The following is a 26,995-nucleotide window of genomic DNA, read 5'->3' on the forward strand; positions in this document are numbered from 1 at the left end:
TCCTACCCCGTAATAACGAACCGAAAAACAAAAAGACGAATCAATCCACACACAAGTTCTTTCGTTTTACATTTATATTCTCTACCTTTGTACACTGAATCAATCAATTACTAAAATTCTAACCCAAGCCGCATGAAAGCATTTTTTCATTTATCATTTATTCTTTTATTCGTATTTACAGCCTGTACGTCTGCCCCCAAGCAGACAACCACTGATTACACACAATATGTAAACCCATTTATCGGAACAGACTTCACCGGTAACACATATCCCGGAGCGCAAGCACCTTTCGGCATGGTTCAGCTTAGTCCGGACAACGGACTGCCCGGCTGGGACCGCATTTCAGGATATTTCTATCCCGACAGCACAATTGCCGGGTTCAGCCATACTCACCTTTCGGGTACGGGAGCCGGAGACTTATATGACATTTCGTTTATGCCTGTCACCTTGCCCTACAAAGAAGCAGAAGCTCCGTTGGGCGTCTACTCCAAATTTTCCCATCAGGACGAAAGCGCCACGGCAGGATATTATCAGGTACTGCTGAAAGATTATGGAATCAATGTAGAATTGACAGCCACCGAACGGTGTGGCATTCAGCGTTACACTTTTCCCGAAGCGAAAGCCGCTATCTTCCTCAACCTGAAAAAGGCTATGAACTGGGACTTCACCAACGACTCTCACATAGAAGTAATAGATTCGGTGACTATTCAGGGATATCGCTTTTCCGACGGATGGGCACGAAATCAACACGTATACTTCCGCACCCGCTTCTCCAAGCCTTTTGCTGCCGTACAGATGGATACTACCGCCATTATGAAAGACGGTAAACGAATAGGTACCGCTACTGTAGCCCGTTTCGACTTTGACACGGAAGACGGTGAACAGATTCTTGTCAATACAGCACTGTCAGGCGTAAGCATGGAAGGTGCCGCCAAGAACCTGACAGCTGAAGTGCCTGAAAATGATTTTGAAAAATACCGTGAGGCTGCCCGTGACAACTGGAATAGGCAGCTCTCTAAAATAGAAATCAAAGGTGACAACAAAGACGACCGGGTAAACTTCTACACTGCGATGTACCACAGTATGCTTGCCCCCACCATCTACAGCGATGTGGACGGTGCTTACTACGGACCGGATAAAAAGATACATCAAGCAAACGGATGGGTGAACTACAGCACTTTCTCACTGTGGGATACATATCGTGCCGCACATCCTCTGTTCACATATACCGAACCGGAACGAGTGAACGACATGGTGAAATCATTTCTTGCATTCTACGAACAGAACGGGCGTTTACCGGTCTGGAACTTTTATGGAAGTGAAACCGACATGATGATCGGTTATCATGCTGTTCCCGTAATTGTGGATGCTTATTTAAAAGGTATAGGCAATTTCGATCCCGAAAAAGCACTGGAAGCCTGTGTAGTTACCGCCAATCTGGACAACTATCGCGGAATAGGCGCTTACAAAAAACTGGGCTATGTCCCCTTCAATGAAAAAGACAGTTATAATGCCGAAAACTGGTCATTGTCTAAAACACTGGAATATGCCTACGATGATCACTGCATAGCTCGTATGGCAGAAAAACTGGGAAAGAAAGAGATTGCGGACGAATTTTATAAGCGGTCGCAGAATTATCGTAATGTGTATAACCCTGCCACCTCGTTTATGCAGCCACGTGATGACAAAGGAGAATTCCAGAAAGGCTTTGAAGCAGACGCTTATACTCCTCACATCTGTGAAAGCAACGGCTGGCAATACTTCTGGTCAGTACAACACGATGTAGACGGACTGATCAGCCTGGTCGGAGGAAAAGAACGCTTTACCCAAAAGCTGGACAGCATGTTCACCTTCCATCCCTCGGCTGATGACGAACTTCCTCTGTTCAGCACCGGAATGATCGGACAATACGCACACGGCAATGAACCCAGCCACCACGTCATCTACTTATACAATGCAGTAGGTCAGCCTTGGAAGACTCAGGAGTATGTAGCCAAAGTGATGAACGAACTTTATCAGAACACTCCTGCCGGACTTTGTGGTAATGAAGACTGCGGGCAAATGTCTGCCTGGTATGTATTCAGCGCTATGGGATTCTATCCCGTCGATCCGATAAGCGGTAAATATGAGATAGGCACTCCCCTTTTCCCGGAAATACAAATGCACCTCGGCAACGGAAAAACATTCACTGTCAAAGCTCCCGCAGTCAACAAGGAAAACATTTATATCCTGTCAACCAAGTTGAATGGGAAACCCTATGATAAGAGTTATATTACACATGAACAGATCATGAGTGGTGCAACCCTTGAATTTGAGATGGGAAAAAAGAGGTAATCTGTAGCTAAAAAGATGGACGATACATTTGACATAACCTACAAAGCACTGTTTCGCAAATACTATCCGAACCTGATATTCTACGCCACCCGCCTGGTGGGTGACGAAGAAGCAGAAGACGTGGTTCAAGACGTATTTGTGGAACTGTGGAGACGAAAAGACTCCATGGTGATAGGTGACCAAATCCAGGCCTTCCTTTACCGGGCGGTATATACCCGGGCGCTGAATGTGCTGAAACATCGCAGTATAGAGGATGGATACTGCGCCGCTGTAGAAGAAATCAACCAGAAACGGGCTGAATTCTACCAACCGGACAACAACGAAGTTATTCGGCGAATAGAAGACCGTGAATTGCGGAACGAAATCTACGAAGCCATCAATGAACTGCCGGACAAATGTAAGGAGGTATTCAAACTGAGCTACCTGCACGAAATGAAAAATAAAGAGATAGCTGACGTAATGGGAGTATCTTTACGCACGGTAGAAGCCCACATGTACAAGGCGCTGAAGTTCTTACGCAGCCGTCTTAGCCATTTATGGCTTTTATTCCTATTATTTTTTATCAAATAGATAAGTGTTTTTAAAGAATTAGTTGTTTCTATTATATAATGAAAAAGAAAAGATGAATAATCTGAGCGAAGAAATATTGATGAGATATCTGACGGGCGAATGTTCTGACGAAGATTTTGCCAGAGTAAACGCTTGGATCAAGGAATCAGATGACAATGCCCGCCGACTTTTCCGGATGGAGGAGGTATATCATCTGGGCAGACACGACAGCTTCCCGGATCAGAAAAGAACAGCCCGGGCAGAAGCACGACTATGCAAAAAGCTGGCTCAGGAGGAGGCACATAGCCGCAAGGTTATCAGAATGCACCAATGGATGCGATATGCAGCCATCATCATACTGGCTTTGATGGTCGGTGCCGGAGGCGGATATTTATATTACCAGGCTGACCCCACCCGGGATATGATAACAGCTTCATCTACGGACGGAAAAGTGAAGGAAATAGTACTGCCCGATGGAAGTAAGGTATGGCTGAATCAGTCGGCAACGCTGAGGTATCCACGAGAGTTCTCCAATACCGAAAGAGATGTATTCCTTGACGGAGAAGCCTACTTTGAGGTCACTAAAAACCGCCAATGTCCTTTCATCGTAAAAAGTGAAGCGATGCGCGTCAAAGTATTGGGCACAACTTTCAACTTCAAGTGTGACAAAAGCCACAAACTGGCGGAAGCGACATTAATCGAAGGAGAAATAGAGGTTAAAGGCAACAATGAGGAAGGAATGATCATCCTTTCGCCGGGACAAAAAGCCGAACTGAATAAAACAACCCGCCGACTGGTAGTGAAGCAGGTAGATGCCAAACTGGATGCCGTATGGCACAATGACCTGATTCCGTTTGAACAAGCCGACATCTTTGCCATCACCCGGACACTGGAACGTTTTTATGATGTGAAGATCATTCTCTCACCCGATATAAAGTCAGACAAAACTTATTCGGGTGTACTGAAAAAGAAAGATAATATAGAGTCTGTACTCCAATCACTGGACAACTCTATACCAATCAGTTATAAGATCGTGGGAGATAATATTTTTATTTCTTCACGTAACAAGTAAACAACTAATTAAAATAAACATATAGTACCATGAGATTTAGAACATTCCTGGCGGGATGTTTAGGAGGCTTATTGTCTCTGAACTCCTGCACAAACTCGCCGGACATAACTGATTATGCAGCCTATGTCAACCCATTTATCGGTACCGGCGGACACGGCCACACTTTTCCGGGCGCTATCCTGCCCCATGGCATGATTTCACCCAGCCCGGACACCCGTATAGATGGGTGGGACGCTTGTTCGGGCTATTACTATGCAGACTCTACCATCAACGGATTTTCACACACCCACCTGAGCGGAACCGGTTGTTGTGACTATGGGGATGTGCTGCTGATGCCTACGGTAGGCGAACAGAAATATCTCCCAACAGGTTCACAGAGCCAGAAGATGGCTTATGCTTCCAGCTTTTCACACCAGAACGAGACTGCCGAACCGGGCTATTACTCCGTTTTCCTGGACACCTATCAGGTAAAGGCCGAACTAACTGCAACCAAACGGGCAGCCATCCACAGATACACTTTCCCGGAAAGTAGAGAAGCCGGATTCATCCTCGATTTTGACTATAGCCTGCAACGACAGACCAATAAAGAGATGGAGATAGAAGTCATCAGCCCTACCGAAATTTGTGGACGAAAGAAAACAATGTACTGGGCCTTCGACCAATACATCAACTTTTATGCAAAATTCTCAAAACCTTTCACTTACACACTGGTAACCGACTCGATGGCGCTTGACGAAGGAGGTAAATTACTGCCGACCTGCAAAGTACTGCTACACTTTAACACGGCAAAAGACGAACAAGTATTTGTAAAAGTCGGAATATCCGCCGTAGATATAGAAGGCGCACGCAAAAATGTGGAAGCAGAAATACCCGACTGGGACTTTGACGGAGTACGTAAGGAAGCACGCAAAGCATGGAACAAAACTTTATCGAAGATAGATATCACCACGAATGACAAGGATGATAAGACCATTTTCTACACCGCACTTTATCACACTGCCGTCAGCCCAAACCTGTTTACAGATGTGGACGGACGCTATCTGGGCATGGACCTACAAGTACATCAAGGTGACACGCTTAATCCGATGTATACCATCTTCTCACTGTGGGATACTTTCCGTGCACTTCATCCGTTGATGACCATTATCGATCCGGACCTGAACAATGACTTTATACGTTCTCTGATCAAAAAGCAACAGGAAGGTGGGATTTTCCCGATGTGGGACATGGCTTCCAATTATACCGGTACAATGATTGGCTACCATGCTGTTCCTGTTATTGTAGATGCGTATATGAAAGGTGACCGCAACTTCGATATTCAAGAGGCTTATCGTGCGTGTGTGCGTGCGGCTGAATATGATACGACAGGAATCAAATGTCCTGCCCTGGTGCTGCCTCACTTGATGCCGAAAGCAAAATATTATAAAAACTCGATCGGTTACGTGCCATGCGACCGCGAAAACGAATCGGTTGCCAAAGCATTGGAATATGCTTATGATGACTGGTGCATTTCAATCTTTGCCGATGCACTGAATGACTATGACACCCGGGATAAATATGCCCGCTTTGCGAAAGCTTATGAATTCTACTTCGACCCGGAAACCCGTTTTATGCGGGGACTGGACAGTAAGGGGGAATGGCGCACTCCGTTCAATCCACGTTCATCTACTCACCGCAACGACGACTATTGCGAAGGAACTGCCTGGCAGTGGACCTGGTTTGTCCCCCACGATATCGAAGGTTTGGTGAAACTGATGGGAGGTGAAGATGCCTTTGTCGGCAAACTGGATTCTCTGTTTACCGCCGACTCCTCACTGGAGGGCGAAACGATCTCTTCGGATATCAGCGGACTGATCGGCCAATATGCACATGGAAATGAACCAAGCCATCACGTGATTCACATGTACAACTACGTGAACCGTCCATGGCGAACTCAGGAATTGGTAGACAGTGTATACCGCAGCCAATATGCCAATACCGTAGACGGACTATCGGGTAATGAAGATTGCGGCCAAATGTCCGCTTGGTATGTACTGAACTCCATGGGATTCTATCAAGTATGCCCCGGTAAACCGGCTTATTCCATAGGACGCCCTGCATTTGACAAAGCTGTAGTCAATCTGCCTGATGGAAAGAAATTTATAGTAATAGCCAAGAATAACTCTAAAAAGAATAAGTATATCAAAAGCATGAAGATGAACGGGGAACCGCTGGAAAAGCCTTTCTTCACACATGATGACATTGTGGCGGGAAGTACACTGGAAATTGAGATGACAGATCGGCGACCGCAACCCTAATCTCTCTCAGGAAGAGAGAACAGAGAGGGTGTGTCAAAACTCACCACAGAGGACACAGAGTAGCACAGAGGTGATTTAAGTTACTGATTATTAGCAAAAAACTCTGCTATACTCTGTGTTACTCCGTGGTAAAAAGAGTTTTAACACAGCCCCATGTAATCATAGTAGATAGAAATTACATAATATTCATTTAATAAAAAAGGTCCGGGGCTATATCAAAAGCCTTTTCACCACAGGGTCGCACGGAGTGTTCATATGAATCATCCATGACTTTGCTTTTGCTCTGTGTCTTCTGTGGCAAGATTTGACACGTCTCCGAGACCTCTTATTCACACCATGAAAAAAATTCTTTTGACCGCTTGCCTTGTAGCTTGCTCATTGATGGCTAAGGCCAAAGACTGGACCCAATATGTTAACCCCTTGATGGGAACACAGTCCTCTTTCGAGTTATCAACCGGGAACACTTATCCCGCCATTGCCCGCCCATGGGGAATGAATTTCTGGACACCACAAACCGGTAAGATGGGAGACGGATGGCAATATACGTACACAGCCAACAAAATCAAGGGATTCAAACAAACCCATCAGCCCAGTCCTTGGATCAACGATTACGGGCAGTTCTCCATCATGCCCATAACAGGCAAACCGGAGTTTGACGAAGAAAAACGTGCCAGTTGGTTCAGTCACAAAGGCGAGGTTGCCACTCCGGCCTATTATAAAGTATACTTGGCCGAACATGATGTCGTGACCGAAATGACCCCGACGGAGCGTGCAGTCCTGTTCCGCTTCACTTTCCCCGAAAACGAGCATTCGTACGTTGTTGTAGATGCGTTCGACAAGGGTTCTTACGTAAAAGTAATTCCGGAAGAAAATAAAATTATCGGCTATACCACCCGTAACAGTGGCGGAGTACCCGAGAACTTCAAAAATTACTTTGTCATCGAGTTCGATAAGCCTTTCTCTTACAAAGGCACTTTCGCTGATAAAAAACTGGAAGAAGGCAGTCTGGAACAGAAAGCCGATCATACGGGAGCTGTCATCGGTTTCCGCACCCGGAAAGGCGAAATCGTACATGCCCGCATAGCCTCTTCGTTCATCAGTTTCGAACAAGCTACTCAGAATCTGCAAGAGTTAGGCAACGACTCCTTTGAACAACTGGTACAGAAAGGGAATGATGCCTGGAATCATGTATTGGGCAAAATAGAAGTAGAAGGCGGCAATCTGGATCAGTACCGTACATTCTACTCCTGTCTTTACCGTTCTCTCCTGTTTCCCCGTAAATTCTATGAACTGACAGCGGACGGTCAACCGATTCATTATAGTCCCTACAACGGTCAGGTGCTTCCCGGATATATGTACACCGATACCGGATTTTGGGATACATTCCGTTGCTTGTTCCCATTCCTGAACCTGATGTATCCTTCGGTAAACAAAGAGATACAGGAGGGACTCATCAACACGTACAAAGAAAGCGGCTTCTTCCCGGAATGGGCAAGTCCCGGACATAGAGGCTGCATGGTTGGCAATAATTCGGCATCAGTACTGGCAGATGCTTATCTGAAAGGAGTGAAGGTAGATGATGTGAAGACCCTGTACGAGGGATTGATTCACGGTACGAAAAACGTGCATCCGGAGGTCTCTTCTACCGGACGTCTGGGCTATCAATATTACAACAAACTGGGGTATGTCCCTTATGATGTGAAAATCAATGAGAACACCGCCCGTACATTGGAGTATGCCTATGATGACTGGTGTATCTATCAATTGGGTAAAGCATTGAACCGCCCCCAAAAAGAAATCGAACAGTTTGCCAAACGTGCCATGAATTACCGGAATGTATTCGACAAAGAAAGCAAACTGATGCGTGGCCGCAATGAAAACGGACAGTTCCAATCACCGTTCTCTCCGCTGAAATGGGGTGATGCTTTTACAGAAGGCAACAGTTGGCATTATTCCTGGTCGGTATTTCATGACCCGCAAGGCCTGATCGATCTGATGGGAGGTAAAAAGATGTTTATCACAATGCTCGATTCCGTATTTGCCGTTCCGCCGGTGTTCGATGACAGTTATTACGGACAGGTGATTCATGAGATTCGTGAAATGACAGTGATGAATATGGGCAACTATGCGCATGGCAACCAACCGATACAACACATGATTTACCTGTATAACTATGCCGGACAACCTTGGAAAGCACAATACTGGCTTCGTCAGGTGATGGACCGCATGTATACTCCGGGACCTGACGGCTATTGCGGTGACGAGGACAACGGGCAGACGTCTGCCTGGTACGTATTCTCCGCACTCGGATTTTATCCCGTATGTCCGGGTACAGACGAGTATGTCTTAGGAGCTCCCCTTTTTAAAAAGGCAACTCTGCATTTTGAGAACGGCAATAATCTCGTGATAGATGCACCGGACAACAGTAAAGAAAACCTGTACATTGAATCGCTCCGTATGAATGGAAAGGAATCATCACGGAACTATTTGAAGCACGACGATTTGCTGAAAGGTGGAATCCTTGAGTTCAAGATGGGATCACAGCCTAATCTCAACAGAGGTATTAGCGAAGAAGACGCTCCGTATTCATTCTCAAAAGAGAAATAAGCAACTCCACTTGTCTTAGAGGCAGTCGATCCACCTCCATTTAAATGGTGGATCGACTCAACCCAATGGGAATGCCCCTACTCATTAGGCTGAATATCCTCCTACTCATTAAACTGAGTCGCCCCCATCCCATAATAAAGGGGAGAAAAGCCCCCTTCGAAAGTCCCTCCTAAATAAATCTCAAAAAAGTCAGCAACTGAAGTAAGTGTTTCTTTCGGGATACTTGTTTTATTAACATCAAGGGCACAAAAGCCACTTGATTTATATTATAAATACCATGCTTAAACCTTGTATGTTTTTAAAGTTAACTAATTAATTTAATTATAGTCAATGAAAAACAAAACTCTGTTTCAAAGACCCAAGCTGCTCAAAGCATCGCTGGTTATTCTTTTGGCTGCTGCTCCTATTCAGTGGTCATTCGCACAATTCACATTTTCGACTCCCCGCACTACATTGGGGCAAGTGATCAAGACAGTGCAATCCCAATCTAAGTATCAATTCTTTTATGACGATCAATCGTCGAACATGCCGATTGAGAATCTGGAAGTAAAGAATGTAAGTCTGGAACAACTGCTGAACACTGCACTTAAAGGCAAAAACCTGACATACAAAATCGAAGATAACATTGTTTATCTGTCTCAGGCTGCCAAACAGCAGAATCCGGCACAAACCCCGATCAAACGGCAGGTCAGCGGTACGGTTGTAGATGCCAACGGCGAAGCACTGATCGGTGTAAACGTATCCGTAAAAGGTACCAGCACAGGAGCCATTACCGATTTGGAAGGTAAATACACCCTGACGGTCAACGATCCGAAAGCTGAAATCGTATTCTCCTATATCGGATACAAACAACAAGTACTGCCTGCAAAGGAAAGCATCCTGAACGTAACCATGAGTGAAGATACCCAGATGATCAGTGAAGTGGTTGTGACAGCTTTAGGTATCAAACGTGAAAAGAAAATGTTGGGATACGCCGTACAGGAAATCAAAGGTGGCCAACTGAACCAGACCGGAGACCCTTCGGTTACCAGTGCATTGCAAGGTAAAGTAGCCGGTCTGCAAATGAACACGGCCGGTACAGGTCTTGGCGGTTCTACCAAGATCACGATTCGTGGTAACTCTTCTCTGGCTGACAACAACCAACCACTCTGGATTGTAGACGGTGTGCCGTTTAGCGATAACAATAACTCGGATGCTACTTACTACGGCGGTGTTGACCGCGGTGGTTCTTCCGTCGATATCAACCCCGAAGACATCGAATCGATTTCTGTACTGAAAGGTCCGAATGCCGCCGCTCTTTACGGTTCACGTGCCGGTAACGGTGTTATCTTAGTTACTACTAAGAAAGGCAGCAAGAAAGACGGTTTCGGAGTGCGCTATAGCGGTAACTTCACTTGGAGTCAAGTAGCCGAAACCCTCGAGATGCAGGATCGCTATGGACAGGGACACATTGTGACCCAGGACGAGAACAAGAATCCGCTGTCTCAATATTACGCGAAATATGATCCGACAGACTCCTCAAGCTGGGGACCGGTATTGGACGGAAGCATGCAGAAAGCGTGGAACGGCGACACATACGCTTTCTCCAAATACGGAAACAAACTGAAAGATTATTTTGATACCGGCTTCGCACAGAACCACAATGTATCTGTAAGTAACGTTACAGACAAATCACATTTCCGCGCTTCTTTTGGTAGTTCAAACAACAAAGGCGTATTCCCGAACGAAAAACTGAACCGAATCAACCTTGACCTGAATGCCGGAATGGAAATGAACAAGTATCTTTCTATGGATGGAAAGATTTCACTTTCACGCACCAAAGCAGAAGACCGCCCCTATTTCGGTACATACGGAGCCATCGCTCAATTGATGGGTATTCCTAACAATATCCGTCTGGACGATCTGAAACAATACTCCACAGCCGACAATGCACACGTGAACTGGACAGGACCTACTGCCGGTATCCGCAATCCTTATTACGTTCTGAACCAACGCCACAACTCTGACGAACGTTGGAGAGCCTTCGGTTACTATGGAATGAAAATCAACTTTACCGACTGGTTGCACCTATCCGCCAAGTATGCATTCGACTATTATCGTACCCGAATCGAAGAAACTAATGCGGGTGACGGTATCAACGGCGAAAGCAGTATCAAAGATATCACAGACGATGAAATGAACCGTGAAGAACAGAACTTCTTCGAATCGAACGCGGAAATTGTATTGATGGGTGACAAACAGTTGACGGACAATTTCCGTCTGGGCTTCACTGTAGGCGGTAACTTCATGTACCAGAACTACGAGTCACTGAATGCCGGTGTACGCAATATGCTTGATAAAGGACAGTGGATTTTCAATGCAGCCAATATGCTGAACACAGCGGGAGAAACGGGCCATGAACGTGCTACTAACTCTGTTTTCGGATCTCTACAACTCTCCTGGAAAGAGTATCTGTCACTGGACCTGACTGCCCGCAACGACTGGTCGTCCACACTGCCAAAGAAGAACAACTCTTTCTTCTATCCGTCTGCCAATTTGAGTTTCGTCGTGTCTGATTTTGTCCGTTCACTGGACAAGACATTACCAAGCTGGTTAACTTTTGCCAAAGTACGTCTGTCGGCAGCACAAGTAGGTAAAGATACAGATCCGTATCAACTGTATAACACCTACGGATTCAAGTTCGAAAAGGGTGAACTGATCCCAAGCAAATCGAACGTGAAGATGAACGACCAACTGAAACCGGAAATCTCTTCATCCTACGAAGCAGGTCTGGATATGAAATTCCTCAACAACCGTCTGGGATTTGACTTTACCTATTATTACAGCCGTACGAAAAACCAGATCATGAAAGTGCCTGCCGCAGCTCCTTGGAGTGGCGGGAAATGGGTAAATGCAGGTTTAATTACCAACAAAGGTTTCGAAATGATGATTTACTCGACACCGGTACAACTGAAAGACTTCTCTTTCGACTTAAATGTCAATCTGGCCAAAAACGTATCGAACGTAGAGAAACTGGCTGAAGGTGTAGATTACATCTATTTCAACGGTGACTCTAACTTCCCGATCAACGTAGGTGCACGTCCGGGTCATAAACTGGGTGAGATTTATGCTAAGACCCTTTACAAACGTGACGAACAGGGCAACATCATCATCAACAAAGAAAACGGTCTGCCTATGACTACTACTGACGCTGACGAACGCCTGGCAAAACCCATCGGAAATATCCAACCCAACTTGCTGATGTCCGTATCTCCGTCATTCACCTACAAAGGCTTTACACTATCGGCCATGTTCGATATGAAATTCGGCGGTGACATCATCTCTATTTCTGAAATGAACGCTACAGGCTCAGGTATGGCCAAACGTACCATGAATCGTGGTGAAAGCGACAACTTCATGATGATATTCCCCGGAGTATATGAAGACGGAACGCCGAATACCCAAAAGATTTCAGCTTCCAACTATTACGGTGCTTTGAACGCGGAAGACTTTATCTATGACGCTTCTTTCATCAAACTGAAAGAATTGGCTATCGGCTATACGTTCCCTAAAAGCATGTTGAAAAAGACACCGATCAACTCGCTGAATGTATCATTCGTGGCACGCAACCTGGCTTATCTGTTGAAACACACTCCGGGAACAAGTCCTGAAGGTGGTTACGATACGACCATGTTCTCACAGGCCATCGACTTTATGGCCGTACCTTATACCCGTACATTCGGATTCTCAGTTAACCTTGGTTTCTAATTTTATAAATAAAGATATAGTATGAAATTCAAAATATATAAATCACTTGCCATGTGCACCCTCCTCTTAGGACTGGCTGCATGTAATGATTTCGAAGAAATGAATACCGACCCCTATGCGCCGGTATACGATCCGGAAATAATCGGTGCCACCCCCGACGGAATCGATATTGACTACGAACTGACACCAAGCGCGCTGAAAAGCCTTCAAGGAACGGAAAGTGCCATCGGTTCAGTATTTGCCAACCTAACTTACGAAGGAGTGTATAACGACTATCAGGTTACTACCAATCTGACCCATGACATCTACGCCGCTTACTTTGCAAACAATGTCAGCGGATTCGTAACCAACTCACCTACTTACGGATATAACGACGGATGGTCCAAAAAACGTTGGGAACACTTCTACGATAATCGTACAGTAGAAGAGTACAGCCAGTTGATCAAAACATTCTGGTTCTGTGGAAAGGAACGCTATCATAACGCATTCTATATCACCCGCATCTACTACGCATTCCTGATCTCTATGCAGACAGACACTTATGGAGCCATTCCATTGGAATACTACGTAAAGGGTGCAATGCCTACAGACGAAAAAGTGAAGTATATGGATCAGAAAGATGTATATGACGTCATCTTTAAGATGCTTGACCAAGCCATCACTGCACTCCATAACACCCCATCTACCGCACAATACAGCTTGGGTGAAAACGATAAGTGCTTTGGAGGTGACAAAGACAAATGGCTTCGTTTTGCCAATACCCTTCGCTTACGATTGGCACTGCGTGTATCGAATGTAGATCCTCAACTGGCTAAAGAACAGGGTGAGAAAGCAATGACTGATCCTGCCGGATTGATGCAAAACGATGACGACAACATGAAGCAGACTCCCAAGTATTCATACATAACGGGTGGCAACGAAAACATCTACACACTTCTGTACAACTGGAGTGCCAACGTAGTGTTATCCAAAGAAATGGAAAGAGCTTACAAAGAACAATCCACCATTCTCGACCCGCGTTGCGAAATCTTGTGGTGGAGACCGACTGCCCTTGAAAATCTTAATCTAACCGAACCCAAAGAGGATATGACGAAAGATTTCAATGGTTGTGAAAATGGTGAAACTTCATTGGGAGGTAGCTATACAACCACTTATTCTCCGAGTCGCGTATTCATCAAGCAAGACCAGAAGAAACTCGACCGTAAACATTGGTGGTGCTACGCACGTGAAATTGTATGGCTGGGTTACTCCGAGAGTTTATTCCTTCGGGCAGAAGCCGCTCTCCGCGGATGGGCAGGTGCAAATGGAACAGCTGAAGAATTATATAAGGAAGGCATCGAAGCTTCCTTCAACTACTATCAGATTGGCGCTGACGAAGAAGGTCAGGAGAAGATCAACAAGTATATGGAAGGACTGAAAGGATTACAAGCTTTCAAGAGTGGTGACAGAGAAGCACAACTGGAGCAGATCATCACCCAGAAATGGATTGCCGTATATCCGAATGGCAATGAAGGGTGGGCAGAGTTCCGCCGTACAGACTATCCCCGCTACATGAAAACACCTAAAGGAGGCAACAACTCAGGGGGTGAAGTCGCAAACGGCAAGTTCATCAAACGCCTGAGATACCCGGATAGCGAAGTGTCCAACCCGAACCGTCCGAAAGATGTAGATACACAAGGAACTCGTTTATGGTGGGACGTAGCCGACACCAATGATGATGGAGGCAATTACGTTACTCCAAACAATTTCCGCTAAACAACGAGATTAATATTCATGCACTGACAATAGATTAGGTTACACAAGAGAAACAGGGAGCCCGTGATGGGTTCCCTGTTTTTATGTATACTCCTGTCACTCTATTTGTTCTTTCGGATAATTCACCAAATAGAGTGTCTTCGATGCACGTGTGAAAGCTGTATATAGCCAGCGGAAATAATCCGGCGTCAGATATTCATCCGACATATACCCCTGATCGAGAAAAACATTCTGCCACTGCCCGCCCTGTGCCTTATGGCAAGTCACTGCATAAGCATACTTTACCTGCAAAGCATTGTAATGCGGATCTGCTTTCATCTTTTTCATTCGCTCCCGCTTGACAGTAATATCCGCATAGTCCTCAAGTACGGAATAAAAAAGCCGGTCATTTTCTGTTTTGGGCAAGGCAGGGGCATCCGAATGGAGTGTATCCAGCAACAAGTTTGCTTCAATTTCAAAATCATTATAATCCGGGAATGAAAGAACCATTTCGGCAAACCGAAAACCATACAGTTCACGAGTACGTCTCACCCGGCGAACCACGGCAATCTCTCCGTTCGCTATGAAATCCATTTCTTTATACCTCTCAGTCCAGTAATAATTATTCTTCGCTATCATTAGCAAATCACCCGTATTCAGTTCATCTTCCCGGTAAAGAATCTGGGCACGTATACCTTTATTATATATATTGGCCCGCTTATTGGAACGACATACCACAATCGTCTCGTCCATGCCATCTTTTTCGTAACATCCGGTCAGGGTCTCAATCAGCTCGTCACCGGGTACTACCTTTATATCCGGAAATCCACTCACTTTTATCTTAGGCAACGAGTAACACTCCTCTTCAGCAATTAACCGGCGTATTTGGGTTGCATTCCATAATATACCAGATGCCTGTACCTGACGCACCACTTGTGTCAGATCGACCTCTATCACATTCAGTCCGTATCCCTTCAATGCCTCTGTAACAAGTGCAGGACTTTGCTCTTCCCCTACCGGAGGCAGCTGGGCTGTATCTCCCATCAACAGCAAACGGCATCCTGCACCGGAATAAACAAACTCGACCAGATCATCCAAAAGCCGCCCCGTACCAAACATAGATCCCGATAAACCTTCATTCGAAATCATGGAAGCTTCATCTACAATATATAATGTATGGGTGGTAAGATTATCATTGATTGAAAAATTACTTACTTCATTCGAAAATGACTGCTGCCTGTATATCTTTTTATGAATGGTAAAAGCCGGATGTCCCGCGTAAGCAGAAAATACCTTAGCTGCCCTCCCCGTAGGCGCCAGCAATACCGATTTCTGTTGTAACTTATCCATCGCTTTCACCAAGGCTCCGACAAGAGAAGTCTTTCCGGTTCCTGCATATCCACGAAGCACAAAAACCGTCTCATTAGCCGTAGAAAGTAGAAACTCTGAAAGAGATTTTACAGCTATTTCTTGCTCAAAAGTTGGCTGATAAGAAAAATTTTCCTTAATTTGCCGCTCTAAATAGTTATTTATCATTTTTGTACGAGAAAAAAGTTACAAGAACTATCGTTAATTAGATTTATTTATTTTATTTTTGCGCTACGAATATAAACTAAAAAAAACATATTTATCATGAAAACAGTATTTAATATCGTACTAGGTCTATGCGTAATTGCTTTGGTTTACATTTGCTATGCCAGCATCATGGGTCCTATCAACTTCGAAAATGCTAAAAAGCACAGAGACAAAGCAGTTGTTGCCCGCTTGATCGATATTCGTAAAGCTCAGGCAGAATATCGTAATATCTACAAGCAGTACACTGCAAGCTTTGACACACTGATCGATTTCGTTAAGACACAAAAGATTCCTTTCGTATCTAAAGAAGGCGTATTGAGCGACAAGCAGCTGGAAGACGGTATGACTGAAAAGAAAGCTATGGCTATGATCAACAAGGCTAAAAAGACTAACAACTGGAAAGAAGTTGAAGCTGCCGGCTTGATGGGCTTCAAACGTGATACAATATGGGTTGCCGTAACAGATACTATCTACGATAAGTCATTCAATGCAGACTCTTTGAGATACGTTCCGTTCGGTGGCGGTGCACAGTTTGAAATGTACACCAGAAACGATACAACTAAATCAGGAGCTCCTATCTTCCTGTTCCAGGCTAATACTCCGTATGATGTATACTTGAACGGACTTGACAAGCAAGAAATCGCAAACTTGAAAGATGTTCAAACCAAACTGGGTAAATATCCAGGCTTGATGGTAGGTTCTATTGACACTCCGAACAACGGCGCAGGTAACTGGGAATAATCCGAATATGCCCGATAGAGCAATTGCAGAAACGATTGACTTTAGTAAATCGGAACAATATACATTGTCCATCCGTCTTAGTACGGATGGATTTTCTTTTTCTATCTACAATCCGATTCACGATAGTTCGCTCTCTTTCTTTGAGAAAGAGGTCGAGCCTTCATTATCTCTTACAGCCAACCTAAAAAAGGCTTTTCGTGAATTAAACTTTCTGAATCATACTTACAAACGGGTAAACATCCTGATGGCGGACAAACGTTTCACACTAATCCCCCTTGAACTGTTTGAGGATGATCAGTCCGAAATGGTATTCTACCACAACCACACTCCCAAAGAAAATGAAACAATAAAATACAATATTTTAAAAAAGAATAATGCCGTAGTCATCTTCGGTATGGACAAAAGCACTTATCAATTCTTGTCCGATCACTACCCTGAGGCAAGATTTTATTCACAGGCAGCCCCATTAGCAGAATATTTTTCAACAAAAAGCAGATTAGGCAACAGTAAAAAGATATATGCCTCTATCCGCCACAATGCCATCGACTTTTTCTGTTACGAACGCGGACATCTGCTTCTTGCCAATTCATTTGAATGTCGCAAAACAGATGACCGAATCTACTATCTCCTCTATCTTTGGAAACAACTGAATTTCGACCAGGAGCGAGACGAACTTCACCTGACAGGTGTATTTGACGATAAAGAGAAACTAACGCAGGAATTACGTAAATACATTCAACAAGTATTCATAATGAACCCTGCAAGCAATATTGACATGCAAGCCTTATTAACATGCGAGTAATCAGCGGAATATATAAAAGAAGAAGATTTGATGTGCCCAGAACATTCAAAGCACGTCCCACAACAGATTTTGCCAAAGAAAATCTGTTTAACGTTTTATCCAACTACATGGACTTCGAAGACGGCATTGTTGCCCTTGACCTCTTTGCCGGTACAGGCAGCATCAGCATTGAACTGGTGTCGCGCGGTTGCGACCGTGTCATTAGTGTAGAGAAAGATGGTGCCCATCATGCTTTTATCAGTAAAATAATGAAGGAAGTGCAGACGGATAAATGCCTGCCTATACGTGGAGATGTATTCAAATTCATTAATGGCAGTCATGAGCAATTCGACTTTATTTTTGCCGACCCTCCTTATGAACTGAAAGAACTGGAAACAATCCCGGATCTGGTTTTCGAAAACAATATGTTGAAAGAAAACGGACTTTTTGTCCTGGAGCATGGCAAAAAGAATAACTTTGAGGATAATCCCCATTTCATTGAAAGAAGAGTATACGGTAGTGTAAACTTCTCTTTTTTCAGATAAACTGCAGAAGATACACTTTACAGCAAAGGAGCGAGCAAACGGACTACAGACTCCATCGCTTTCTGCCTCCAGGAACGCTTCTCCCAGTTCTTCAAGAAGATCTGGGTACTTTCCCGTTGATCCTGTAAAAAGATCTCCCGCATCTGTAGGGCAGTCTCCATATCGTACATAAAGGCATTTACTTCGAAATTGTGTTCGAAACTGCGAAAATCGAGATTGGTAGACCCCACGGTTGAAAGCATATCATCTGAAACCATCAATTTGGAATGCAGGAATCCCTTTTTATAAAAATAGACCTTGACTCCTGCCCGCAAAGCATCTGCCAGATAAGAACAGGAACCTAAGTGCGTCACTCGGTTGTCTGCATGTTCAGGCAACATCAACCTGACATCTACCCCGGCTAATGCCGCAGTCTGCATAGCAACCAGTATCTGTTCGGTAGGCAGGAAGTAAGGAGTCTGCATATAGAAATATTTCTTGGCACCGGATATGGCAACCGTCAATCCCTGCATGATTTCTTTCCAAGGTCCAATCGGTTCACTCGTTACAATCTGTACCAAAGAGTTGCCACAGGCCTCTATCTTAGGAAAATAACGTGAAGCCGTAATCAAGGTACGATCCACAAAATACCAATCCAGCAAAAAGGCAGTCTGCAGACCATGTACGGCCTTTCCTTCAAGCATTATATGCGTATCCCGCCAAATTCCCCAAGAGAAACCGCGCATATAACGTTCGGCAAGATTCATTCCTCCTACAAATCCGATACGACCGTCTATCACTACAATCTTTCGGTGATTACGATAGTTGACCTTACTCGTAAATAGGGGAAAACGTACTTTCAGAAAACTCCGCACCTCAATTCCGGCATCACGCATCTCTTCAAAAAATCTATGAGGAACGTGCCAACACCCTACATCATCATAAATCACACGTACCTCAACTCCCTCGCGTGCCTTCTCTATCAATACATCACGCACCAGACGCCCCACCGGATCATCTTCAAAGATATAATATTCCATATGAATATGGAATCTGGCCTTTTGCAGCTCTCGCAATAAAGCCTGAAGTTTAGAATATCCGCCAGTATAAATATCCACCCGGTTTCCTTCGAACGGAAAGGCCTGGTTCGTGTTCTGAAACAGTTGTATCAGACGGGCATATTCTTTCGGCGTTTCACAGCAGTTCTGTGCCAGATACTCTGCCATCGGCTTTTTGAGCAATCGATTGTAACTTTTCTTACCGATAATCTTCTCACGCCGCTGGCTACGCCCGAAAAAGAAATAGAAAACCAACCCTACAACCGGAAGGAACATAAGGATCAGAATCCATGCCATTGTCTTTACCGGATTACGATTGTCGAGAATCACGATGACAATCGTACCGATAATAGCCCCGAAATAAATAATATCAAAAGCAACGGTAGCTATTACGCTTGCTATGTAGTTCCAATCTATCATATTCACCCTCCGCGTATTATACAAACAACAAATGTATGGAAAATATCGGATACGAACAACAACTGTCCCGATTCAAAACGACAATCCCTCCGAACAGATGCAAAATTAAAGAGATTTTGCAATCTATCCGGAGGGAGTTATCAGGTCAGTCTTTTATTAAAAATGAGGACGTCCGCCTCCAAAACCGCCGGGACCTCTGCCGGGTCCGCCAAATCCTCTACGTCCGCCGCTATTCATCATCTTTTCACGGGCCGCTTTACTACCAAAGATATTCAGCCGATAAATGAAGTGTACCATACAGTAACTATTGATACCATTATATTCGGATACCGAACGCATATCGGCTGTCAACGAACGGCTGATGTTGCTCTGCTGCCTAAGGATATCATATACTTCAAAACTGATAGTACCTGCACCTTTCAGCAACGACTGCGCAAGTTGTGCATTCCAGATCAGTTCATTACGATTCATACTCGAATCACGATAACCACGACGGCTTTGATTAGTGATGTTAGTAGCCAAGGTCATCTTCCAGGGCATCGTTATATTGGTACTTGCTCCATAAGAATATGTATAAGGTTCCTGATTATTCTCCGGACGGAGTTTATTACGTTCTGCTGTATAATTGATTGAACCATTCAACGAAAACTCGAACCAGTCATTACGATAAGAGCCTGTAACCCTCTCGCCCAACATCAAACCGGTACTTGTATTTCTATCATTGTTTTTTGTATCCTGATTGTAGAGGAACGCTACATTATTCTGATAGTTGATGTTGGTAAAAGTATTAATCGTATACTTCTTATTCCTCAAAGCTGTATTGAAACCGAACAAACCAAAAGCATTCCAGTTACCGTTAATATTTTCCGGACGCGTAATCAAACCACCGGTTTCTTCATTATAACGAGTACTATTGCTGATACTGTTCTGTGTAGCAGTAAAGCTGAAATGGGTCATAATTCCACGCTGTTTCTCTGCATTGTATGTATTGTAGAATAAACGCATCGTATGTGCAAAAGAAGGTTTCAACCCGGGATTACCCATACGGATATTCAATGGATTGGAGTTGTCGGTTATAGGCAACAGATTCTCCATAGTAGGTTGACTGCTACGTCCCCGGTAGGTAAAGCGCAACTGACTCACCTTTGAGAAACGGAAGCGCAAATCCATATTCGGTGCAAAGTTAAACACAGTACGTGTCGTATCGATCATATAGTCTCCCTTTTTATAGGACAAAGTGGAATTCTGCGGCTGGAAAGACATACCTACATTCAACTGATACTTCTGACGAATGAAGCGTAAACCCACTGAAGCATCATGGTTATAGTAACGATATTCGGCATTCTTACTCAAGCTGTCCACTGCATGAGCTTCGTATCCGGAAGGAAGGGTCCCCCCGATAGTCCAATCGGGATAATCCAGTAAATCGAATGTAGTCTTGTCACTTTTACTGTATTTATACTGGAACTGGTAGCTGAATTGTAAGAAAGTAGCCTTTGCAATCGGTTCGCTATAAGTCACTTGTGCCGTATAGTTATAATTGTGTGTAGGAGTTGTAATATACTGATTACGATACAGGATGGAGTCACCCCCCAAATGATTCAGCAATTGGTAATAACGTGTTTCGGATTGCGTATATTGGTCGTTATCATTATCACCATAACCGAAAACCCCACGGAAAGTCAGGTTACGTCCTTTATTATTCAATTTCCGGTTAACCTGCAAAGTGGCATTTCCCGACAGACTATTCCCCTTGGACAGCGAAGCACTGTTGGTAGCATTTACACGGATATCTTTCAGCGGATCATCGGAAAGATTGTCAAAATTCAGATAATCATTCGGATTTGCCACCAGATTGAAAGGATCTTCATTAAAGGTTCCCGACTCCGAGAGAGAAGCATTATTGGTTCTTCCATAAGAAAAATTCGGGCGAAAAATAATATTTGTCAGCGTATCTGGTTTCCACTCCATACGGAAGTCGGCATTCACATTTGTCCCCTTATTCCGGTTCTTATTATTCGAATTAGAATATGAATTACCATTCTGAAGGAAGCGTTCGGAAGAGTTGATACTCGAAATATCTCCATCCTGGAAATTATAACGTACACTACCTCCCAGTTCAATCTTGTTGGTCTGAGTGGCAAAGGTAGCTCCTAACATTTTAGTGGCATTCAAGCCATTGTTGCTCCGCCAGCGCGGCCCTCCACCTCCACCGGAGAAACCCTGATCGTTTACATTGTTTGCCGAACCAATAATCGAAAACTGAGTATTATCAATAAAGCGATTCAACATCATTCGTCCGGTATAACGGTCCTTAGTACCGGCTCCCAGATCTGCATTGCCAAACCATCCTTGATTCATTCCTTTCTTCACGGTCAGGTCAAGCACCGTTTCCTCTTCGCCATCGTCAATACCCGTCACACGTGCCAAATCTGATTTTTTATCATAAGTTTTCAGCTTATCGACCATGTCTACAGGAAGATTCTTTAAACCGGTCTTTACGTCTCCACCAAAGAATTCCTTACCGTCGACCATAATTTTTTTCAGTTCTTTCCCATTGATTTTGACATTACCATCATCATCTATTTCAGCACCCGGAAGCTTCTTAACCAACTCCTCCAACATAGCACCCTCAGGCGTACGATAAGCACTGGAATTATACATCAACGTATCTTCTACTACCGTCACCTGCGGAGCTTCGGCCACCACAACTGCTTCTTTAAGCATAACAGCATCGGTTGCCAATTCGATATTTCCCATCTTTTTGGCAGGAACATTAGCCGTTAACTGAACGGGGATAACTTTTGTGATGTATCCGATAAAAGATACTTTAAGCAGATATTTTCCCGGTTTCTGCTTGGATAAAGAGAAGTAGCCTTGTGCTGAAGTGGTCATACCCGCTACCTGAGCACTGTCGGGGAGAGATAATAACTGCACGGCAGCGAGTTCGACCGGTTCTTTCGTACCGGCCTCTATTACACGTCCCGATACGGTTACAATTTTGTTTTGCGCATAAGTGGATAGGGTAACTGTCAGCAGCAACACCATCCAGATCAATAGTTTCTTCATTTGCCTGTAGGTTGAATAATAACAATCGTTTGTTTGACAACCTTTAAGGCAAAAGGTTTAATTTAAACACGATTATCTTTTAAAGATTTTATCGACTTGTGCCTTTTTCATACCAAACTCAAGACATAGCACATTGATAATGAGGAAAATAAGAAAGGAAGAAGTATCAACTGTCATGATATCTCCCGTTGCTACCCGATAAAGCATCCCCCCAAATAAAAAAAGTACTGTCAAAAAGATGGCGTTACGAGTCGCCTTGTTCCGTATAATCTCCGTTTCACGCCCTTCATTACGCGATAAAGCAAAGAGAATCATCACTGCTCCCAACATCATCAGCAGCTTGGTGCATTCCTTATAGAACAACAGGTTACTGTCTGTCACCATTCCTTGCATCACTAACAGGAACGGAATGAATAACGATACAAAAAGAATCACATATCCTAACGGACGGCAGAATACAGGTAATAATGCTTTCATTTTATCTAAAATTAATGTCACAAAGATAGCTTTTTCTCATAAACGAAACTCTATGTTTTACATTTTTAAGTGCTAAGTTTCACTATTTATCTCCGAACCCCTATCTTTGCAGTATATAAAAAAACATCGAACCATTATGAGTAAACAAGAAGTCATTCTTTGCGAGAATCTGGAAAGCAGTATAGGACGTGCCGTCGAAAACTGCCCACACGACCGCCTGTTCATTCTCACCGACGATCATACTCACCGTCTCTGTCTGTCACAACTGATGAATCTGCCGTTCCTGAAGGATGCGGTTGAAATCACTATCGGAGCCGAAGACGTTCATAAAACACTTGAAACACTGGCCTCCGTTTGGCAAGTGTTAAGTGAAAAAGGTGCTACCCGCCACTCACTCCTTATCAATCTCGGAGGTGGAATGGTGACTGACTTAGGCGGATTTGCCGCTGCCACATTCAAACGCGGCATCGCTTACATCAATATTCCCACTACCCTGCTGGCGATGGTAGACGCTTCTGTAGGCGGAAAGACCGGAATCAATTTTAACGGGTTGAAAAACGAGATAGGTGCCTTTGCACCGGCATCCAGTGTATTAATCGAAACAGAGTTCCTCCGTACACTCGATGCACACAATTTCTTTTCCGGCTATGCCGAAATGCTGAAACACGGACTGATCAGTAACACTGCTCACTGGGCGGAACTACTCGCATTCGATACAGAAAAGATGGACTATCGATACCTGAAAGAGTTGGTGGGACGTTCCGTACAAGTAAAAGAAGACATAGTAGAGCAAGACCCGTTTGAACACGGTATCCGCAAAGCGTTGAATTTGGGACATACCGTAGGACATGCTTTTGAAAGCCTGGCTCTTGCCGAGAACCGTCCGGTCCTCCACGGGTACGCCGTAGCCTGGGGAATTGTTTGCGAACTCTATCTGTCACATTTAAAAACCGGTTTTCCGAAAGACAAGATGCGTCAGACCATCCAATTCATAAAAGATAATTATGGCGCTTTCACGTTCGACTGCAAACAGTACGAACGCCTATACGGATTCATGCAGCATGATAAGAAAAACAATGCAGGTGTCATAAACTTCACGCTTCTGAAAGAAATCGGCGATATCAGTATCAACCAGACAACGGACAAAGATACTATTTTCGAAATGTTCGACTTCTACCGGGAGTGCATGGGTATGTAAAGCAGGCATCGTGACAGAGGTATCCACTTCCGATCATGAATAAATGAAGTACCACATAAGAAGCATAAGACGAATCGGCAGGTTGCGAAAATCACAACTAATACGAATGACCACCCGCCTTTACAATCCCAAGGGGTATCAGGAAATATTAGCATAATGCATTATTAACTAATCATTTAAATGGATAGTGATCTGTTCCCCAAACCTTTGTTTTAACATTGTGTTAAAACAAAGGTTTGGGGAATAAAAGACTTGTTCTCTAACGTCAAGAAACAAATCTTTTGCAAAGAAGAGTTTTATTATCTCATATTCAGATTAACAATGTTAATGGATCGTTTCACCCAAAGACTCTACTCTCTGAGCATGAAAAATGCTATAAAGGAGAAATAAATCATCCGAATATTTTGCTTATTAAAAATAAAATTCTACTTTTGCACTCGCAATTCGGGATGTAGCTCAGCCCGGTAGAGTACGCGTCTGGGGGTAATGAAATGAGCAAAGATTAGAAATATTACAATGCAATATAAATCAAGGAGTTAAGCAAATACTTAACTCCTTATTTTTTACATGCGAATAAAATTTGATTAAAGTTTTCGGACAAATTGGTGCAAATTCATCCAAAAACTTCTCCCAATCATTCCATTTGTATTTATTTGCCATACAAAGAAGGATAAAAATATCCCTCACCAAGAACTTCCTCTGCCTCCTTACTTCCACGTTCAGCAGCTTCATGATAAAATTTATAGGCTACTTCCAAATCTACGGTTTCACCATATAACCCTTTATGGTAAATCTCCCCTGTTAAATACAACGCATACGGGCTCCTTTTTTCCCTCAAATCAGATAATACACTCAAGGCAGACCGCACACACAATGGTTTTCTTGATTCCCCACCATAAAGAAATAGATTAAAAGCTTCCCACAATGCATCCTCGTCAACGAATGCAAGTTCCTTAAATCCATCTTTAGAAAACAATGCCGCACACCTAAAAAACTCAGCAGCCTCCAAAGGGTCTTTCTCTAAATCGGGAGCTCCATACTTATAAAGATACGCAAATGTAATGTCTGCTTTATCATGCCCTAAATTCCTTGCTTGGTTTAAATAAAACATTGCCTTATGCGTATTTTGCTCCACGTTTTGCCCTTTCAAATACATCATTCCTAACTTGAAAGCTGCCTCCGGGTCTGTATCCGTATTCTTGATGAGATTAAACAACCTACTCTCACAACGACCAACTGTAACACCATAGGCTTTTGACGTTTCTATTATCATAATTTTATATTTTTAGATTTATACTTTTTAAATTATCACTGCATATCTCGTTTAGAACGAAACATAAACATTAAAGCAAAGGAATTGGTCCATCACGTATTAAACGATTGTTGCTAAATAATTTTATTTTTCTCATGTTTTCAATATTCTATTCGGTCGTATAACGAAGAAATTGAAAACCACTTCTGTTAATTTATGGTTAATAAACATACGTTAGAAGTTAATAAATATCAATATAAAAACTAAACTAAAGACAATCTTAAAATCAAATGAATTGTTATAGGAAAGTTGCAATAAAAAAAATCTTTTACCTCTCTATTAGGAACAAACCCAATATAACAAACAGGGTAGGACAACCATCGCCCTACCCTTGTCTTAGACGCTCCGTTAGAAGCCTCATTGTTACCAATTGCTACTCGTATATAGAATAAGCCTCAACAGGTTCGTGTACTTTAAGAATACCCGTCCCCATTCTTTTATAGTTTAAATAGACAAGCCTGTTATCCAGTGTTTCCCAGTACAAAGAATATTGCCCTTTTTTAGTTATACTTACTTCAATCGCCTTTTTCATGTCCTCAATAGGAATAAATTGATTAGGTGCAGCATAACTTACCTTAGCATTTTCAAAATAGGAAAATCCATGCTTATCATATACAACCTTACCACGATGCTCCTTTATATTTAGCTCCGGATGAAATATCATACTAAAGAACACTTTACTATTAACAACTTTCGCAGTCTTCCCACTTGTGCTTGACGGTTCGTATTCTATTTCACCATGTGATTGCTCATTTTGCAGCTCTGCATTCAATACAACTTCATCCTTTTGAATGACTGCAACCCGTTTATTAGTGTCAACAACAGCGATATAAGTATGGAAAGAATGAGGCTGTAAATTAAATGATTTAACCTCACCGGCATTGTCGAAGAACTCCTTAACAACTTGTTGTTTTAGACTGTCTTGTAGGTATTGAACTCCATACGGATAAAGTTCTTCAAGTTTATTTCGGGCTGCATTTTCAACTTCCTGTTTAGCAACTTTTTCCTCTATCCTTTTACGTCTTTCAGGGGTATCTTTTATTGGATAGACCGACAAACTCCCCGAACCACCTATATGTAATTCAATTAGCTTATCCTTTTCAAACGTTTCACTTTGCATCTGCCCATAATTGTCAAGAAAACGACTTAGTTTTGTAGAAGTCATTACAATGACTTCCGTCATATTCCCGATTTCAAAGCCTGTATAAACATATCTTCCATTATCCATACCTTTATAACTGAGGCTTAACGAATATTTTACATAGCCATATCTAAACTCCATTCCATAGGAGTTTTTCTTTTCTGAATAGCTAATTTCAAATGTATTACCGCCGTATATCGGTTTACCCGTATAGGGATTAGGACACAGATAATCGGGATATTCAAAAGCCTTAATAGAATTGGAGTTTTGAGCATAAGCAGAAAGAACCATTATTACGCTCATCAGAAACAGCAAAGTCCTTTTCATAATACTGTAATTTGCTCCCCACAGCCCCGACA

The 26,995-nt window shown here is 43.3% G+C and carries 17 protein-coding genes; 11 read left to right on the top strand and 6 right to left on the bottom strand.

Annotated features, from left to right (window positions below):
• Window positions 1-132 precede the first annotated feature (132 nt).
• From QK890_RS07410 to QK890_RS07440, 7 genes are all read left to right on the top strand, one after another.
• Entirely contained in the window at window positions 133-2,334 is a 2,202-nt protein-coding gene (locus QK890_RS07410; RefSeq protein ID WP_250712230.1) for a GH92 family glycosyl hydrolase, read from the top strand.
• 15 nt (window positions 2,335-2,349) lie between these two features.
• On the top strand, window positions 2,350-2,904 hold the full coding sequence (locus QK890_RS07415) for an RNA polymerase sigma-70 factor (RefSeq protein WP_005775460.1): 555 nt from the start codon (window positions 2,350-2,352) through the stop codon (window positions 2,902-2,904).
• A 52-nt stretch (window positions 2,905-2,956) separates the two neighbouring features.
• Window positions 2,957-3,955 carry a FecR family protein gene (locus tag QK890_RS07420; protein ID WP_032542457.1) on the top strand — a complete coding sequence of 333 codons (999 nt, stop codon included), beginning with the start codon at window positions 2,957-2,959 and terminating at the stop codon, window positions 3,953-3,955.
• A 29-nt stretch (window positions 3,956-3,984) separates the two neighbouring features.
• Window positions 3,985-6,252, top strand: coding sequence for a GH92 family glycosyl hydrolase (locus QK890_RS07425; protein WP_250712231.1), 2,268 nt, complete (start codon window positions 3,985-3,987; stop codon window positions 6,250-6,252).
• A gap of 336 nt (window positions 6,253-6,588) precedes the next feature.
• Complete coding sequence (locus tag QK890_RS07430; RefSeq protein ID WP_005775457.1) at window positions 6,589-8,859, top strand: GH92 family glycosyl hydrolase; 2,271 nt, start codon at window positions 6,589-6,591, stop codon at window positions 8,857-8,859.
• 330 nt (window positions 8,860-9,189) lie between these two features.
• Window positions 9,190-12,606 carry a SusC/RagA family TonB-linked outer membrane protein gene (locus QK890_RS07435; RefSeq protein ID WP_367627286.1) on the top strand — a complete coding sequence of 1,139 codons (3,417 nt, stop codon included), beginning with the start codon at window positions 9,190-9,192 and terminating at the stop codon, window positions 12,604-12,606.
• Window positions 12,607-12,627: 21 nt separating this feature from the next.
• Window positions 12,628-14,361 (top strand): SusD/RagB family nutrient-binding outer membrane lipoprotein, encoded by a 1,734-nt coding sequence (locus QK890_RS07440; RefSeq protein WP_005810464.1) that lies wholly within the window; start codon window positions 12,628-12,630, stop codon window positions 14,359-14,361.
• A gap of 96 nt (window positions 14,362-14,457) precedes the next feature.
• Here the strand turns inward: QK890_RS07440 and QK890_RS07445 are convergent, their stop codons facing one another.
• Window positions 14,458-15,876, bottom strand: a complete 1,419-nt coding sequence (locus tag QK890_RS07445) for an ATP-dependent RecD-like DNA helicase (protein ID WP_032529914.1) — start codon at window positions 15,874-15,876, stop codon at window positions 14,458-14,460.
• Window positions 15,877-15,972: 96 nt separating this feature from the next.
• Between QK890_RS07445 and QK890_RS07450 the strand changes: the two genes are divergently transcribed.
• Genes QK890_RS07450 through QK890_RS07460 form a run of 3 tightly spaced genes read left to right on the top strand, consistent with a single transcriptional unit; the run spans window position 15,973 to window position 17,982 of the window.
• Complete coding sequence (locus QK890_RS07450) at window positions 15,973-16,656, top strand: hypothetical protein (RefSeq protein ID WP_005810469.1); 684 nt, start codon at window positions 15,973-15,975, stop codon at window positions 16,654-16,656.
• A 7-nt stretch (window positions 16,657-16,663) separates the two neighbouring features.
• Complete coding sequence (locus tag QK890_RS07455; RefSeq protein ID WP_005810471.1) at window positions 16,664-17,458, top strand: DUF3822 family protein; 795 nt, start codon at window positions 16,664-16,666, stop codon at window positions 17,456-17,458.
• A complete protein-coding gene (locus QK890_RS07460) occupies window positions 17,449-17,982 on the top strand; it encodes an RsmD family RNA methyltransferase (protein WP_032529912.1) in 534 nt (177 codons plus the stop codon). The genes QK890_RS07455 and QK890_RS07460 overlap by 10 nt, the downstream gene beginning before the upstream one ends.
• Window positions 17,983-17,999: 17 nt before the next feature.
• On the opposite strand, the gene cls is transcribed toward QK890_RS07460, so the two are convergent.
• The 3 genes from cls to QK890_RS07475 form a co-directional block, all read right to left on the bottom strand.
• Window positions 18,000-19,439, bottom strand: a complete 1,440-nt coding sequence (cls, locus tag QK890_RS07465; RefSeq protein ID WP_005810475.1) for a cardiolipin synthase — start codon at window positions 19,437-19,439, stop codon at window positions 18,000-18,002.
• A 156-nt stretch (window positions 19,440-19,595) separates the two neighbouring features.
• Window positions 19,596-22,508 carry a TonB-dependent receptor gene (locus QK890_RS07470; RefSeq protein WP_032529910.1) on the bottom strand — a complete coding sequence of 971 codons (2,913 nt, stop codon included), beginning with the start codon at window positions 22,506-22,508 and terminating at the stop codon, window positions 19,596-19,598.
• A gap of 72 nt (window positions 22,509-22,580) precedes the next feature.
• The gene (locus QK890_RS07475; RefSeq protein ID WP_005810481.1) at window positions 22,581-22,985 is read right to left on the bottom strand and encodes a hypothetical protein; all 405 of its coding nucleotides are present in this window, start codon (window positions 22,983-22,985) and stop codon (window positions 22,581-22,583) included.
• Window positions 22,986-23,121: 136 nt separating this feature from the next.
• Between QK890_RS07475 and aroB the strand changes: the two genes are divergently transcribed.
• Entirely contained in the window at window positions 23,122-24,183 is a 1,062-nt protein-coding gene (aroB, locus tag QK890_RS07480) for a 3-dehydroquinate synthase (RefSeq protein WP_005775446.1), read from the top strand.
• A gap of 649 nt (window positions 24,184-24,832) precedes the next feature.
• On the opposite strand, the gene QK890_RS07485 is transcribed toward aroB, so the two are convergent.
• Both QK890_RS07485 and QK890_RS07490 read right to left on the bottom strand, forming a co-directional pair.
• Complete coding sequence (locus QK890_RS07485) at window positions 24,833-25,456, bottom strand: tetratricopeptide repeat protein (RefSeq protein WP_053873557.1); 624 nt, start codon at window positions 25,454-25,456, stop codon at window positions 24,833-24,835.
• Window positions 25,457-25,868: 412 nt separating this feature from the next.
• Complete coding sequence (locus QK890_RS07490; protein WP_250703095.1) at window positions 25,869-26,963, bottom strand: hypothetical protein; 1,095 nt, start codon at window positions 26,961-26,963, stop codon at window positions 25,869-25,871.
• Window positions 26,964-26,995: the final 32 nt, after the last annotated feature.

Source organism: Bacteroides sp. NGMCC 1.200775, from assembly GCF_040798045.1.
GTDB lineage: Bacteria > Bacteroidota > Bacteroidia > Bacteroidales > Bacteroidaceae > Bacteroides > Bacteroides hominis.

What these genes read in the sequence shown, in the direction of transcription:
- QK890_RS07410 (WP_250712230.1), top strand. Translation starts at nt 133, where the DNA reads ATGAAAGCATTTTTTCATTTATCATTTATTCTTTTATTCGTATTTACA.
- QK890_RS07455 (WP_005810471.1), top strand. Translation starts at nt 16,664, where the DNA reads ATGCCCGATAGAGCAATTGCAGAAACGATTGACTTTAGTAAATCGGAA.
- QK890_RS07485 (WP_053873557.1), bottom strand. Translation starts at nt 25,456, where the DNA reads ATGATAATAGAAACGTCAAAAGCCTATGGTGTTACAGTTGGTCGTTGT.
- QK890_RS07415 (WP_005775460.1), top strand. Translation starts at nt 2,350, where the DNA reads ATGGACGATACATTTGACATAACCTACAAAGCACTGTTTCGCAAATAC.
- QK890_RS07470 (WP_032529910.1), bottom strand. Translation starts at nt 22,508, where the DNA reads ATGAAGAAACTATTGATCTGGATGGTGTTGCTGCTGACAGTTACCCTA.
- QK890_RS07430 (WP_005775457.1), top strand. Translation starts at nt 6,589, where the DNA reads ATGAAAAAAATTCTTTTGACCGCTTGCCTTGTAGCTTGCTCATTGATG.
- QK890_RS07475 (WP_005810481.1), bottom strand. Translation starts at nt 22,985, where the DNA reads ATGAAAGCATTATTACCTGTATTCTGCCGTCCGTTAGGATATGTGATT.
- QK890_RS07445 (WP_032529914.1), bottom strand. Translation starts at nt 15,876, where the DNA reads ATGATAAATAACTATTTAGAGCGGCAAATTAAGGAAAATTTTTCTTAT.
- QK890_RS07450 (WP_005810469.1), top strand. Translation starts at nt 15,973, where the DNA reads ATGAAAACAGTATTTAATATCGTACTAGGTCTATGCGTAATTGCTTTG.
- cls (WP_005810475.1), bottom strand. Translation starts at nt 19,439, where the DNA reads ATGATAGATTGGAACTACATAGCAAGCGTAATAGCTACCGTTGCTTTT.
- QK890_RS07490 (WP_250703095.1), bottom strand. Translation starts at nt 26,963, where the DNA reads ATGAAAAGGACTTTGCTGTTTCTGATGAGCGTAATAATGGTTCTTTCT.
- QK890_RS07425 (WP_250712231.1), top strand. Translation starts at nt 3,985, where the DNA reads ATGAGATTTAGAACATTCCTGGCGGGATGTTTAGGAGGCTTATTGTCT.
- QK890_RS07435 (WP_367627286.1), top strand. Translation starts at nt 9,190, where the DNA reads ATGAAAAACAAAACTCTGTTTCAAAGACCCAAGCTGCTCAAAGCATCG.
- QK890_RS07440 (WP_005810464.1), top strand. Translation starts at nt 12,628, where the DNA reads ATGAAATTCAAAATATATAAATCACTTGCCATGTGCACCCTCCTCTTA.
- QK890_RS07460 (WP_032529912.1), top strand. Translation starts at nt 17,449, where the DNA reads ATGCGAGTAATCAGCGGAATATATAAAAGAAGAAGATTTGATGTGCCC.
- QK890_RS07420 (WP_032542457.1), top strand. Translation starts at nt 2,957, where the DNA reads ATGAATAATCTGAGCGAAGAAATATTGATGAGATATCTGACGGGCGAA.
- aroB (WP_005775446.1), top strand. Translation starts at nt 23,122, where the DNA reads ATGAGTAAACAAGAAGTCATTCTTTGCGAGAATCTGGAAAGCAGTATA.